This is a genomic window from Streptomyces sp. NPDC027663 (assembly GCF_055566415.1).
Genome location: NZ_JBVHSK010000012.1, coordinates 1 through 12,827 on the forward strand (window position 1 = coordinate 1; position 12,827 = coordinate 12,827).

Annotated in this window: 11 protein-coding genes and 1 pseudogene; 5 read left to right on the top strand and 7 right to left on the bottom strand. The window is 69.9% G+C overall.

Annotation, left to right across the window (positions count from 1 at the left end):
• The first annotated feature begins 321 nt into the window (after nucleotides 1-321).
• On the top strand, nucleotides 322-825 hold the full coding sequence (locus tag ACZ4SF_RS27310; protein ID WP_468389084.1) for a nucleoside deaminase: 504 nt from the start codon (nucleotides 322-324) through the stop codon (nucleotides 823-825).
• Nucleotides 826-896: 71 nt separating this feature from the next.
• The gene (locus ACZ4SF_RS27315) at nucleotides 897-1,013 is read left to right on the top strand and encodes an RICIN domain-containing protein (protein ID WP_468389477.1); all 117 of its coding nucleotides are present in this window, start codon (nucleotides 897-899) and stop codon (nucleotides 1,011-1,013) included.
• 237 nt (nucleotides 1,014-1,250) lie between these two features.
• On the opposite strand, the gene ACZ4SF_RS27320 is transcribed toward ACZ4SF_RS27315, so the two are convergent.
• Complete coding sequence (locus ACZ4SF_RS27320; RefSeq protein WP_468389085.1) at nucleotides 1,251-2,246, bottom strand: hypothetical protein; 996 nt, start codon at nucleotides 2,244-2,246, stop codon at nucleotides 1,251-1,253.
• 763 nt (nucleotides 2,247-3,009) lie between these two features.
• Between ACZ4SF_RS27320 and ACZ4SF_RS27325 the strand changes: the two genes are divergently transcribed.
• Nucleotides 3,010-3,837, top strand: coding sequence for a maleylpyruvate isomerase family mycothiol-dependent enzyme (locus ACZ4SF_RS27325; protein ID WP_468389087.1), 828 nt, complete (start codon nucleotides 3,010-3,012; stop codon nucleotides 3,835-3,837).
• A 410-nt stretch (nucleotides 3,838-4,247) separates the two neighbouring features.
• Nucleotides 4,248-5,414, top strand: a complete 1,167-nt coding sequence (locus ACZ4SF_RS27330; RefSeq protein WP_468389089.1) for an alanine--tRNA ligase-related protein — start codon at nucleotides 4,248-4,250, stop codon at nucleotides 5,412-5,414.
• Between the two features lie 110 nt (nucleotides 5,415-5,524).
• Here the strand turns inward: ACZ4SF_RS27330 and ACZ4SF_RS27335 are convergent, their stop codons facing one another.
• The 4 genes from ACZ4SF_RS27335 to ACZ4SF_RS27350 all read right to left on the bottom strand — a co-directional run bounded on the left by ACZ4SF_RS27335 (nucleotide 5,525) and on the right by ACZ4SF_RS27350 (nucleotide 9,939).
• Nucleotides 5,525-7,921 carry a glycoside hydrolase family 65 protein gene (locus ACZ4SF_RS27335; RefSeq protein ID WP_468389091.1) on the bottom strand — a complete coding sequence of 799 codons (2,397 nt, stop codon included), beginning with the start codon at nucleotides 7,919-7,921 and terminating at the stop codon, nucleotides 5,525-5,527.
• On the bottom strand, nucleotides 7,918-8,661 hold the full coding sequence (locus tag ACZ4SF_RS27340; protein ID WP_468389093.1) for an HAD family hydrolase: 744 nt from the start codon (nucleotides 8,659-8,661) through the stop codon (nucleotides 7,918-7,920). The genes ACZ4SF_RS27335 and ACZ4SF_RS27340 overlap by 4 nt, the downstream gene beginning before the upstream one ends.
• Before the next feature lie 292 nt (nucleotides 8,662-8,953).
• Nucleotides 8,954-9,448, bottom strand: a complete 495-nt coding sequence (locus ACZ4SF_RS27345; protein ID WP_468389095.1) for a MarR family transcriptional regulator — start codon at nucleotides 9,446-9,448, stop codon at nucleotides 8,954-8,956.
• The gene (locus ACZ4SF_RS27350; protein WP_468389097.1) at nucleotides 9,445-9,939 is read right to left on the bottom strand and encodes a MarR family winged helix-turn-helix transcriptional regulator; all 495 of its coding nucleotides are present in this window, start codon (nucleotides 9,937-9,939) and stop codon (nucleotides 9,445-9,447) included. Before ACZ4SF_RS27350 ends, ACZ4SF_RS27345 begins: the two co-directional genes overlap by 4 nt.
• 284 nt (nucleotides 9,940-10,223) lie before the next feature.
• Here ACZ4SF_RS27350 and ACZ4SF_RS27355 point away from each other — a divergent pair, with 284 nt between their 5' ends.
• The gene (locus ACZ4SF_RS27355) at nucleotides 10,224-11,183 is read left to right on the top strand and encodes a MerR family transcriptional regulator (protein WP_468389479.1); all 960 of its coding nucleotides are present in this window, start codon (nucleotides 10,224-10,226) and stop codon (nucleotides 11,181-11,183) included.
• Between the two features lie 146 nt (nucleotides 11,184-11,329).
• Here the strand turns inward: ACZ4SF_RS27355 and ACZ4SF_RS27360 are convergent, their stop codons facing one another.
• Both ACZ4SF_RS27360 and ACZ4SF_RS27365 read right to left on the bottom strand, forming a co-directional pair.
• Nucleotides 11,330-11,872 (bottom strand): GNAT family N-acetyltransferase, encoded by a 543-nt coding sequence (locus ACZ4SF_RS27360; RefSeq protein WP_468389099.1) that lies wholly within the window; start codon nucleotides 11,870-11,872, stop codon nucleotides 11,330-11,332.
• 134 nt (nucleotides 11,873-12,006) lie between these two features.
• Nucleotides 12,007-12,573, bottom strand: a pseudogene (locus tag ACZ4SF_RS27365) (alpha/beta hydrolase); the annotation flags it as partial.
• Between the last annotated feature and the right edge of the window lie 254 nt (nucleotides 12,574-12,827).

Below are 12,827 nucleotides of genomic sequence, written 5' to 3' on the forward strand. Positions count from 1 at the left end.
CTGGTGTTGGTGTTTTTTGGGGACGGGGGGAAGGGGGAGGGGGGGGGGGGGGGAGGGGGGGGGGGGGGGAGCGGGGGCTTTCTTTTTGTGGGGGGGGGGGGAACTCCCGCGGCTCCCGTCCCGCCTGATCACCGCCGGCCTCTACCTCACCCGCACACCCGTCACACCCGGACAACTCCGCGGCCCGTGACCCCTCCCCCGGACCACCAGCACGGCCGGCAGCACCGCGCACCGTCCCGCACGGGACACCCCGGTCGCCGCACCGCGCGGAGCGGCGGCACCACCGACCACCCACACCCCACCACCGGCGAAGGAGCCACCATGACCATCCACACCCAGGAAACAAGCATCCAGGGCCTCGAGCGCGCCTGGATGGAACAGGCCATCGCCGTGGCCACCACCAGTGTCACCAACGGCGGCGGACCCTTCGGAGCCCTCATCGCGAAGGACGGCGAGGTCGTCGCCACCGGCAACAACCAGGTCACCTCCACCCTCGACCCCGTCGCGCACGCCGAAGTCAGCGCCATGCGCGCCGCCTGCAAGGAACTCAACACCTTCTCGCTCGAAGGCTGCGTCCTGATCACTTCCTGCGAACCATGTCCCATGTGCCTGTCGGCCGCCCTGTGGGCACGCGTCGACCGCCTCGTCTACTCCGCCGACCGCCACGACGCCGCCGTCGCCGGTTTCGACGACCGCAAGTTCTACGACCTGTTCGAAAAGAAGCCCAGCACCCTGTGGCCCATGACCGTCGAGCACCTCGACCTGCCCAACCGCACCCAGCCCTTCGACACGTGGCTCGCCAAGGCCGACCGCATCGCCTACTGACCACCACCCCATAGCAGGCACCGGCCGCGGAGGGCACTCAGCGCCGAGCGGCCGGATCCCTCTCGGCCTGGATCCGCAGCCGGCTGAACGGAAAGTGCCTCGACATCCTGGGTGGCCGGCCTGACAACGGCCAGCTCCTGGTGAGCTGGAGCTGTGACGGAGCGGCCAGCCAGAGCTGGAACTTCTGAACACTGACCGTGGCCCGGCACCGGACGTGCCGGGCCGGGCCACGGTCACCTGGGCCGCAACAGTAGGCGGCCCGGGCCGAGTTCCCCGCCCGGTGGATCACCGGCTGCTGAGACGCCCCCGGCCGTAGGTACCGTCGCCGGCGGCGAACAGTCCCGCGGTGCTCATCCGCGCGGCTGTTCACCGTGCGGATGAGGTGCCCGCCCCGTACGCGCCCGGCGCGATCAGCACCAGTCCGGTCAGAAGTCCTGGTCAGCGAGGTCGCCGTCGGGGAACTCGGCATCGCTCGGCGCCGGGCCGGCGAAGAAGTCCTGCATGAGTTCGTTCAGGTTCAGCTCCGTGGCGCCGGCCGGAGCGGTGGGCTTGGTGCCGGCGCCCATCCGCAGTGTCAGGCCCAGCTTCTTGACCTTGGCTTTCTCGGCCAGCTTGGCGAGGTCCACGTCCACCTCGGTCAGCTCACCGTTCTTGAGCGTGAAGTCCGCTGTGACCTTGTTGTCGGGGGCGTCCTTCAGGTCCTTGTCCGTCGGCAGCTCCATGCCGGGCGGCAGGTCCTTCGCCAGCGGACGGATCTCGCCGAACAGCTCGGTGATCAGCGTGCGGAAGGGGGCGGTGGCGGTGATGTGCTCGGTGCCGTCCTCGCCGCCGGCCGTCTTGAAGTCCACCTCACGGGCGACGACCTTGCGAAGGGCCCCCACGAGCTTCTTCTGTGACTTGGCGTCGAGGGACGGTGCGGGTGCGGGGTCGCCCTGGGCGCCCTGTCCCTCGGCGGCGGCCTTGTCCATCTCCTTGGTGTTGAACTTCACCCACTTGCCCTCGATGACGTCCTTGAGCGCCCCTGCCTCCGGAGGCAGGTCCTCGGCGTCCGGTACGGGGCTGCCCATCACCTTGCCGACACCGTCCATGTCGGCGCGGACGTAGACGTAGTCGCCGATCACCCGGTACTCGACGAGGTCGCCGTCCGGGCTGCTGATCTTCATGGCCATGCCGATGAGGTCCTTCTCACCGGAGTCTTCGATCGGCTTCTTCGACTGCACGGTAAAACTGATCTTCGCGCCGCTCATCAGCTCGGCGGCCTCGTCCGGGATCTCCTCGCCGGGCGCGGGGTCGGACTCGGCGTCCAGTGCCTTCAGGGAGGTGACGTCGGTGTCCAGGTCGAGCTCGAAGGAGAGGGTCTTCTTCTTGCCCAGCTTCTCGAAGGCGCGGTCGAGCTTCTTGCCGGCAGAAAGCTGCTCCACCGTTCCGCAGGCGGCGGAGCCCGCGAGGACCGCACCGACGACGGCGGTGGCGGTCAGGGTCTTGCGTATGGCGTTGATGACAGTCTCCTCGTAGGTCCGATCACGGCGGATCGATCAGGAGACTCACAACCTGCCCACAAGGTTGCACCGCGCGTCCTGCGAAGGCGCCGGTGCAGGAGCCGCCACGGGCGGTGGCCCGGCTCCGGCGTGGACGGGGTCCGGCGTGGACGGGGTCCGGCGACCCCGGCGTGGATGTGCGGGCGCCCCGGGCAGGTGCCCGGGGCGCCCCTCGCCGCTGCAACAGCCGCTTCCCTCATGCCGCAGCGACAGCCTCACCGCCGGCCCGGACGGGCCGCGAAGCCACCGGCAACCCCTCCCGGCCTTGGTTGCCGACTCCTTGTTACCGGCTCCGGCGGGGTCGGAAGCCGTGTGCTGTCCGGTCTCAGCACGCAGCCGTCACCGACGAATCCGTCCGACGCAGCTCCACCTTGCCCGACGCGCGCCGTACAGAACCGGAAGACGGCCAACCCGTCAGCATCCGGTAAGGAACGGCGCTCCTACGACGCCCCACCGCGACCTCGGAGCTTCACGCCGCCCACCGTCGCCGAACAGATCCCCCGTGCACGTGCGTCGGAACCTGCGACCGCCGACGGCGACCGAAGGGAGGCGCGCGGGCACTTGCCGCGCGCCCCCGGGTCTGGTTGGGTACCAGCTCCGCAGGCACGTCGGGCGTGCCCGGCGGGCGGGGAGTGGAGCGAACAACGTGCACACGACGGTACGGCAGGACAGCTCGTCGGCCTTGCCCGACGGGCTGGGGCAGGCGATCCGGGGCACTGCCGAGGAGATCGCCGCGCTGGTGCGGAGCGCGGGCGACACGGCGCTTGCCGTGCCGGGGTCGCAGTGGACCTTCGGCGAGGCCGCCGCCCACCTGGCCCTGGCCAACGAGCTGATGGCCGACCTGGCAGCCGGGCGGGAGCGTCCCTACGGCGACGGAACGCCCCAGAGCCTCGCCGGTGCCAACGCGGAGTCGCTGGCCGTCTTCGCAGAGCGCCGGGCGGAGCCTCTCGCAACGATGATCACGGAGCAGGCCGAGGCGTTCCTGGAGGCTCTGTCGCATCCCGCGGCCGACGGCCCGGCACCCGCCACGCCCCTGGGCCCGATGGACCGGTCCGTTCTCGCGTCGTACCTGCTCACGCACATGCTCGGCCATGGATACGACCTGGCTCGCGCCCTGAAGCGTCCGCACATGGTGGACCGGGCACGGGCGGGCTTGTGCATGCCGTTCATGCTGTCGGTCATGCCGCGTGTCGCGGACCGCACGGCCACAGCCGGTCTCACGGCCCGTTACCGGATCCGGCTGCGCGGGGGCGAGGCGTTCGACGTGTCCCTGACCGAGGGCGCCGTACAGGTGACACCAGGGGCATCGGTGCAGCGCGCGGACTGCACCATCGTCCTCGATCCTGTGATCTTCCTGCTCATCGCGCTGGGGCGGCTGAACCCCTGGCGTGCCATCGCCCGGGGGCAGATCGTCGCCTGGGGCTCCCGGCCGTGGCTGGCCCCTCGCTTCCCCACCCTGTTCACCGCGCCCTGAGCCGCTGCGGCGGAGCCGATGGCGCCCGCGCCGTATCCGGTGCGGCGCGCGCAGAGGACGAGGTACTCCGCGGGGACTCGCCGTGTGCGTGGCCGCAGGCCCGCGAGGAGCCGCGGCGGGGCGCGTGCAGCCCAGTCACAGCGGCCGGGCCGGCAGAGGCGAAATGCGGATGCCTGGGCGGCCTGAGCGCGTTATGGTCTGCCACATGAACGTCACCGGCCGAAGCCCCATCGCGACCGCGCGAGCGACCAGCTCGCCGGTTGCCGCCGCCTGACCTTCTCCAATTCCCATCGGCGACCGGAAACGGCCCGTCGGTGGTTCCGTGGCGCTCCTTCGTTCCTGCCCCGGTCCGACTCCTGCACGGTGCCGTCATCCGGTGCCTTCCCCGCTGTGCAGCGAAGGAGTCACCCATGAACACGGAGCAGATCGTCCGCAGGATCGTCGAGTACTACGAAGACCGGGGTCATCGCAGGATCACCGGCTCGACGCTGCTGCCCCCGCCCGGCGACCCGGTGCTGTTCACCACCGCCGGCATGCATCCGCTCACCCCGTATCTGGAAGGGAGCCCCCACCCGCTGGGCAGGCGGCTGGTCAACGTACAGCGCTGCCTGCGGACCACGGACCTGGAGGAGGTGGGTGATCAGACCCATCTGACCGTCTTCGAGATGCTCGGCACGTGGTCCCTGGGCGACTACGACGGCCCGGCCAGTCTCCAGTGGGGGTACGAGCTGCTCACGGAGGGGCTGGGCGTCGATCCGGGTCTGCTGCACGCCACGGTCTACGGCGGCGACGACCAAGTCGGGCCGGACACCGCCTCGCTGCAGGTGTGGCAGGACCGCGGCGTTCCCGTCGAACTCACCGTGGAGGACAACTGGTGGTCCAACGGGCCGGTCGGTCCGTGCGGTCCCGACTCGGAGATCTTCCTGTGGACCGGTGACACGCCACCGCGGTCGACGCCCACCGGCGACGACCGCTGGGTGGAGGTGTGGAACCACGTGATGATGCGGCACCGCCGGCTGGGGGACGGCTCGCTCGTGCCGCTCCCCCAGCGCAACATCGACACCGGACTCGGCGTGGAGCGGTTCTCTTCACTGCTGCAGGGCAAGTCATCGGTGTTCGAGTGCGATGTCTTCGACCTGTGGCGCCGCCATGTTCCGGCCCTGTGGCCACTGGACGAGCGGTCGCTGCGCCTGGTCTACGACCACCTGCGCTCGGCCGTCGTGGTTCTCGGCGACGGGGTTCGCCCGGCCAACACCGGACGAGGCTACGTGCTGCGCCGCCTGGTGCGACGCGTGCTCACCGTCCTGTGGCAGGAGGATCCGTCACGCAGTCTCTCGGACCTGCCGGACGAGTTGATCTCGCACACGCTCGACCACTTCCGGCAGGGAGTGGACCCCGGCGGCGTGCGCCGGATGCTGCTGCAGGAGGAGCGCCGGTTCGGGCAGCTCCTGGAGCGCGGCCGGAAGGTGCTCGCCCGGCCTCGGTTCCAAGGCCCGCTGGGAGACGAGGACCTTCACTACCTCCACGACACCCACGGTCTGCCACGCGATCTGGTCCTGAGTCTGCGCCAGGAGTGAAGGCGCTGCGGGACCGGAGCCGCACAGCGCAGGACCCGCCGCGTCGATCCGCCTTCGGCTCGGGTCGTGAGCGACGCCGAGCGCGTTGCGGCCGTGGCGGCCTGCCCTCCTCAGTCCTGTGCCTCTGCCCGGGTGTCCTCCCCGGTGGACAGGCCCTCCGGGCGGCGGCCGTGCGGTTGCTGCGGCTCGGGCTGCTCGGGCGTGGGCGGCACCGGGCGGTCGACCGGCGCCTCGGCTGTCAGGGTCATCGGGTCCCCGTAGTGCAGTACAACGAGCGGTTCGCCTTCCAGCAGCCGGTAGCGGGCGCGGGTCGGACCGATGTCCACCTTCAGCTTGCGCCCGCGCACCAGCACCGTGAACGCCAGCCTGGACAGCGCTTCGGGCAGGCGCGGTGCGAAACCGAGCAGGCTCGCCCGCCCGTCGTCGCCGAGGTGTCTGCGCACGCCCCCGAAGCCCGCGACCAGGGCGATCCACGCTCCCGCGAGGGAGGCGATGTGCAGCCCGTCACGGGTGTTGTGCTCCAGGTCCTCCAGGTCCATCAGCGCGGCCTCGGTGAGGTAGGCGTAGGCGAGTCGCAGATGTCCGGTCCAGGCGGCGAGCACTGCCTGGCAGCATGCCGACAGGGAGGAGTCGCGGACGGTCAGCGCCTCGTAGTAGGCGAAGTTGCGTGCCTTCTCCTCGTCGGTGAACGCGAACGGGCACTCCATCATCGCCAGGACCACGTCGGCCTGCTTCACCACTTGCTTGCGGTACAGGTCGAAGTAGGGGTAATGCAGCATGAGCGGGTAGTGCTCGGGCGGGGTGGACTCGAAGTCCCAGCGCTCGAAATGCGTGAACCCCGCCGACTGTTCGTGCACTCCGAGGCCCTCGTTGTACGGCACCGCCATGCGGGCCGCCGCGTCACGCCAGCCTGCGGTCTCCTCCTGGTCGACGCCGAGTTCCGCGGCCCGGTCCGGATGACGGGCGGCCGTATCCGCCGCGGTGACCAGATTGTGCCGGGCCATCAGGTTGGTGTACAGGTTGTCCCGGGCGATGGCGCTGTATTCGTCGGGTCCGGTGACTCCGTCGATGTGGAACACACCGTCCGCGTCGTGGTGGCCCAGGGAGCGCCACAGCCGGGCGGTGTCGACGAGGATGTCGAGTCCCTCGGCGCGCTCGAACTGCTCGTCTCCGGTCGCCATGACGTACCGGGCCGCGGCGGAGGCGATATCGGCATTGACGTGGAAGGCGGCCGTCCCGGCCGGCCAGTAGGCGGAACACTCGGCGCCGTCGATGGTCCGCCACGGGAAGACGGCTCCTGACAGCCCCAGTTGACGCGCCCGTTCCCGCGCCGCCGGCAGCGTCCGGTGCCGCCACCTCAGCGCCGGGGCGACGGTCTGCGGCGCGGTGAACGTCAGTACCGGCAGCACGTAGGACTCGGTGTCCCAGAAGGAGTGACCGTCGTAGCCGGTTCCGGTCAGGCCCTTCGCCGGGATCGCCCGGTTCTCACCGCGGGCCGCCGCCTGCAGCACATGGAACAGGGCGAACCGCACCGCCTGCTGGATCCGCGCGTCACCCTCCACTTCGACGTCGGCGCCGGCCCAGAACTCGTCCAGGTAGGCACGCTGTGCGGCGGCCAGTCCGTCCCACCCGGTGCTGACAGCACCCGCCACCGCTCCGTCCACCTGATCGTGCACGGCGGGCAGCGACCGCTCCCCCGACCAGCCGTAGGCCACGAACTTGACCAGCCGCAGCGGCTGACCGGGTGTCAGGTCGGCGGTCACCGTCAGACGGCTGACGTCGGGCTCGCTCTGCGCCGTCCAGCGGGTGCTCTCGGGCCCCTCGATGAGATGGTCGGCCGCCGCTCCCACCCGCAGTGCGCTTCGAGCGGTGCAGTGCACGAGCCGCAGTCGGGTGTCCTGCGCGAAGTACTCTTCGGGGATCAGCGGGGATTCGGTCGCCGCGGCGACACGTGGGTCACCCTGGACGAGGGGCAGCTGTTCGTTGGCGACGAGTTCGGACTGTACGGCCACCGTGGCCGGTCCGTCGATCGGCTCGACCTCGAACACCACCGCGGCCACGGCCCGCTGGGTGAAGGACACGAGCCGCTGTGAGGTGATCTGGACCGTGCGGCCGCCGGGAGAGGTCCATCGCGCGGTGCGGCTGAGCACACCGGAGCGGAAGTCCAGGACCCGCTCGTGGGCCAGCAGCTGACCGTAGCGCAGATCGCACGGATGGTCGTCGACCAGCAGCCGGATGACCTTGCCGTCGGTCACGTTGATCATCGTCTGTCCGGACTCGGGGTATCCGTAGCCCGCTTCGGCGTACGGCAGCGGATGCCGCTCGTAGACGCCGTTGAGGTAGGCGCCGGGCAGACCATGCGGTTCCCCCTCGTCGAGGTTGCCGCGCCATCCGACGTGCCCGTTGGACAGAGCGAACACCGATTCACTCTGGGCGAGCACCTCCAGGTTCAGCTCGGTCTCGCGCAGGCACCACGGCTCGACCGTGTAGCTGGGATGGGTGATCACCGCGACTCCAGAAGTTCGGCCAGGTCACGGACCACCACATCCGCGCCGTGTGCCCGCAGCTGCTCCGCCTGGCCGACCCGGTCGACCCCTACGACCAGGCCGAACCGGCCCGCCCGCCCCGCTTCGACACCGGCCAGGGCGTCCTCGAACACCGCGGCCTCGCCCGGCTCCCTGCCGAGTTCGCGGGCCGCTTCCAGGAAGGTGTCCGGAGCGGGCTTGCCCCGCAGACGGCGCTCGTGCGCCACCACGCCGTCGATCCGTTCGTCGAAGAGCTCCTCGATACCGGCCGCCACCAGGACGTCCCGGCAGTTCGCGCTGGACGAGACCACCGCGCACTGCAGACCGGCCTCCCGCACCGCATGGACGAACCGGACCGACCCTTCGTACGGTTCCACCCCGTCCTCGCGGATCCGGCGCAGTACCAGGTTGTTCTTCCGGGTGCCCAGTCCGTTCACGGTCTCCGCGTCCGGCGGGTCGTCCGCCGATCCCTCGGACAGGTGCACACCGCGGGCGGCGAGGAACGTGCGCACCCCGTCCTCGCGGGGCCGGCCGTCCACGTACTCGTCGTAGTCCTCGACCGCGTCGAAGGGTACGAACGCAGTCCCCTCCCGTGCCGCGCGCTCGCGGAGATAGGCGTCGAACATCTCCTTCCAGGCGGCCGCATGCACCTTGGCGGTCTGGGTGAGCACCCCGTCGAGGTCGAACAGGCAGGCACGGACGTGAGCAGGTAGCCCCAGCATGCCGTCGAGGCTAGAAGGCGCTCGCGGCCGAGGGCGCGGGCAGACCGTCCGGCACGCCGGAAGGCAACCCGCTCGGTCCAGACGGCGGACGACCCGGCCGCTGCCGAGCGCCGAGCGACCGACGGCCGACGGCCGACGGCTCGGCTGACGGCGACGGCGACGGCTGACCGAGCGACCGAGCACACACCGCACACCGAACGACCGACCACCGACCGACCGCTGGCCGCCTGCCGATCGGCGGACCGGTGGACTGGCGGACCGGCTGACCGGCTGACCGGCTGACCGGCGGCGTTCAGGCGTTCAGCGCTGCGAGCTCCGCGTCGGCGCGCTGCCTGACCAGAGCCAGTACACGGCCCGCGGCGGCCAGGTCCTCGACGGGTATGCCGCCCCAGATGCGGGCGGTGATCGGGGCAGTGGCCGCGCCCACCGTGGCGAGCAGTTCGCGGCCCGCGTCCGTGGGACGGAGGTGCGAGCCGTCCGTGACGAGCAGTTCTCGAGCCAGCAGTTCGTCGATGGTGGCCTGGATGTCGGCCGTGTCGGCCTTGAGGGTGCTGTGGACCTGGGTGATGAGGTCGTCGCGGGTCTGCGGGGCGTCGGCGGTGACGGCGGCGCGCAAGGCGATCTGCTGTTGGAAGGTGGAACCGTGCCGGGTCAGGACCTGCTCCAGGACGCCGCGGGCGGCGTAGTGGGCGAGGCCCAGAGCGCGGGCGTCGGCTGGAGGCGCAGTGGCGGAGGGGGCGGGGTCGGTGGGGACAGCGGTGGTGGGGTTGGTGGAGGCGGTGGTCATGGTGTTCTCCCCTGAGTGTGCTCGTCGATCGGTACGGGCGGAGCAAGAGGTACATCGAGCAAGGCCGTCAGCTCGTCGGTGAACGCACGCGTCCGCGGGGCGTCCAGGCCGCCGAGCGGCTGCAGCAGCTGCTGGAGCAGGTCCTGGACCACGTCGATGGCCTGCCGGGTGACGGCCTGGCCCTGCTCGGTGAGGGCGAGTTGCACCGCGCGGGGGTCGCGGGCGTCGCGGGTGCGTTCGATCAGGCCGGCCGATTCCAGAGCCCGCGCCAGCTTCGAGACGTACAGCGCCTCCAGGCCGGTGTGGTCGGCGAGCCGGCGCTGGCTGGGCCGCTCACCGGTGCGCTGCATGCCGTGCAGTGACGCCACCAGCGAGTACTGCGCGTGCGTCAGCCCCAGGGGAGCCACCGCACGATCCACTGCGACACGCCATTTGTTGGCCAGCCGCCACACCAGAAAGCCGGGCGTGGGGCCCGGTGGAACCTTGCTCATGCGAAATACAGTACATGGACACTATGTACATGGCTACTATTTTCCAGCGGACGACGACCGCGAGGAGACGTACGGCAGCGCGGGGCATCGACTGTTCAGCCCACCGGGGTGAAGCCGGTGGGCCGCCAGGTACCGACGGCGGGGTACCGACGGCGGCACGGGCCGCTGCCCTGCCCGTCGCCGGCTGTGCGGGCCCCGCCGATGACCGTCCGTGAGAGTCTCCCGAGAACGGTTGACCTTGCCCCTGAGGTCAATGTTTAGCGTTCGTGGTGGTGATGAGCGGGATGAGAATCGGCGAGCTGGCCAGATGCGCCGGTGTGACGATCAAGGCGGTGCGTTACTACGAGTCGCTGGGATTGATCACGCCGCGCCGCCTGGCCAACGGGTACCGGGACTACGACGAGGACGATGTGCGTCTGGTGCGCGAGATCCGGGCTCTCGGCGACCTCGGCATCCCGGTCGAGCGGACGCGGCCGTTCCTGGAGTGCCTGGCAGCCGGACATCGGCATGCCGACGACTGCCCGGCGTCACTGGCCGGCTATCGCAGGGCCATTGACGAGCTGACAGAACGGATCGAGGCGCTCACGTCCCGCCGAGCGACCCTGATGCAACACCTGCGACAGGCCGCTCATCGCAACGTCAGCATCCCATCCCCGAACGACGGAGGGCACCTCATGAGCGACTTGTCCCGGCTGCCGGCGAACCTGCCCGTTCCCGAGGACGACGGCGCGGCCGACCACCTTCCCGGGCTGAAGGCGCCACGCCTCGAACTACCGAGCACGACAGGTGAACTGGTCGGTATCGACACGCTCGGGACGGGCCGTACGGTTCTCTACGTCTACCCGCTCACAGGCAGGCCCGAAGCGGACCTGCCCCACGGCTGGGACTCCATACCCGGAGCACGGGGCTGTACCAGCGAAGCATGCGACTTCCGTGACCACCACCAGACTCTTCTCGCCGCAGGCGCGGACCGCGTCTTCGGTCTGTCCAGCCAGGACACCGCCTATCAGAGCGAGGTCGTCGAGCGACTCCGACTGCCGTTCGCGATGCTCTCCGACCCCCAGCTGAGCCTGGCCGCGGACCTCAGCCTTCCCACCTTCGAGTTCGACGGCCTGAGGCTGTTCAAGCGATTGACTCTCATCATCCGCGACGGGGTGATCGAGCATGTTTTCTACCCGGTCTTCCCGCCCGACGTGCATGCCCAGCAGGTCTTGGCGTGGCTGCGCGACCAGCCACCGCACTAGATCGTGCAGCGAAAGTGGATCTTGAGCTGTGGATGATCTCGGTTATGGGGCGGGGAGATCTCACGGATGAGCGAGACACCGAGTTGTGGCCACCCGGTACGACAAACTCGCGGTCCGCTGCGAGGCTACCGTCCTCGTTGCCGCCGTCAACGAGTGGTGGTGACGTACTGGTCCGACGACAACTCGAACACGCGGACTCGCCGACCGCCGGTGGGATTGACGGTCTCACGGACCGGATGCATTCCCAGTTTGGTCATGATCCGTTCGGAGGCGTCGTTGCCCACTTGAGTGATGCTGACGATCCGCTCCAGCCCTCGCTCCTCGAACCCGAACCGTACAGCGGCCGCGGCGGCCTCGGTGGCCAGGCCCTGCCCCCAGTGGGAACGTCCCAGCCGCCAACCGACCTCGACCGCCGGCAGTACCTCCGGCAAGAAGTCGGGCACCGAAAGGCCGGTGAACCCGGCCAGCTCGCCAGTGGACCGGATCTCCACGGCGAACAGGCCGAAGCCCTGTGACTCCCACTCGCTCTCCCATGCCTGGATCCCACGGCGAGTCTGCTGTTCGTCACGGACGCTTCCGTCACGGATCCACCGCATGACCTCGGGGTCGGCATTGATGGCAGCCATGGGCGCAACGTCTTCCTCGCGCCAGCGACGCAGTATCAAACGGGGAGTCTCAAGCGTGGCCATCCAATCATTCTGGATCACGAAATGGGCTCTCCGCCATCCTCACCAGGCACTTCGATACACGCCCTGAAGGGTGTCGCAGAAGACTCGGTGGCGGGCATTGGCGGGCATGGTTGAGTGACGGCTGACCTTCTGCTTCACCCTGCCACGGCGAGGTTGTGCAGGGTGGCGATGTCGCCCAGGACTCGGGCGGCCGGCGCCGGGTCGACCAGCCACTTCAGGTGGCTGCTGGTGAGGGTACGGACGTCGTAGGGGTTCTCCGGCGTCAGTGCGTCGCCCTCGCGGATCATCCGGTCCTGCATGGCGAGCGGCACGCTGGTGTCCTCGGTCAGCCGGATGTACGACTTGGGGATCCGACCCCGGGTGTCGGCCTGCGCCCGGTCGTCGGGTGTGCCGACGTCGAGGTTCTCGTCGGGCTGGAAGGTGTTGAGGAAGACCATGAACTCCTCGTCCGTCCCGTCGGCGAGGAAGGCTGCCTTGAAGGCCGCGAGGACGCCGGGGTCGGCGGAGCGGAAGTTGGAGCGCAGCAGCCCGAGTTCGACAGGGTTCCCGACCATCGCCGAGGCCAGCCCTGCGGCGTCGACCGTGGCCATCTCGGGCTCGGCGTAGTAGGCGCCGACGTCGAGGTCGACGGGGTACCAGGCGGAGACGTAGACGATGCGGTCGATCAGGTCGGGCCGTTGGTTGGCCGCGACGGTGGCCGTCTCTGCTCACTTTCTGGCCTCGGCGGAATGCGCATCGCCCGCTCCGGCGCCGCGAACACCTCGCGGCCGAGACCGGGGAAAGAGTCGTCGTCCCGCGGCGCACCATCCCCGCTGCGGAGGCGTCTTCGTGCATGGCAAGCGCCGGCGGGCAAGCGCGGAGTCATGGTGGTGGCTGACCAACAGCTGCCCATCGTCCGCTGCTTCACAGTACTCAAGGAAAGATCATCCGCACTACTGGGACGAGTCCTTCCGCT

What these genes read in the sequence shown, in the direction of transcription:
- ACZ4SF_RS27310 (WP_468389084.1), top strand. Translation starts at nt 322, where the DNA reads ATGACCATCCACACCCAGGAAACAAGCATCCAGGGCCTCGAGCGCGCC.
- ACZ4SF_RS27330 (WP_468389089.1), top strand. Translation starts at nt 4,248, where the DNA reads ATGAACACGGAGCAGATCGTCCGCAGGATCGTCGAGTACTACGAAGAC.
- ACZ4SF_RS27340 (WP_468389093.1), bottom strand. Translation starts at nt 8,661, where the DNA reads ATGCTGGGGCTACCTGCTCACGTCCGTGCCTGCCTGTTCGACCTCGAC.
- ACZ4SF_RS27345 (WP_468389095.1), bottom strand. Translation starts at nt 9,448, where the DNA reads ATGACCACCGCCTCCACCAACCCCACCACCGCTGTCCCCACCGACCCC.
- ACZ4SF_RS27350 (WP_468389097.1), bottom strand. Translation starts at nt 9,939, where the DNA reads ATGAGCAAGGTTCCACCGGGCCCCACGCCCGGCTTTCTGGTGTGGCGG.
- ACZ4SF_RS27355 (WP_468389479.1), top strand. Translation starts at nt 10,224, where the DNA reads ATGAGAATCGGCGAGCTGGCCAGATGCGCCGGTGTGACGATCAAGGCG.
- ACZ4SF_RS27360 (WP_468389099.1), bottom strand. Translation starts at nt 11,872, where the DNA reads ATGGCCACGCTTGAGACTCCCCGTTTGATACTGCGTCGCTGGCGCGAG.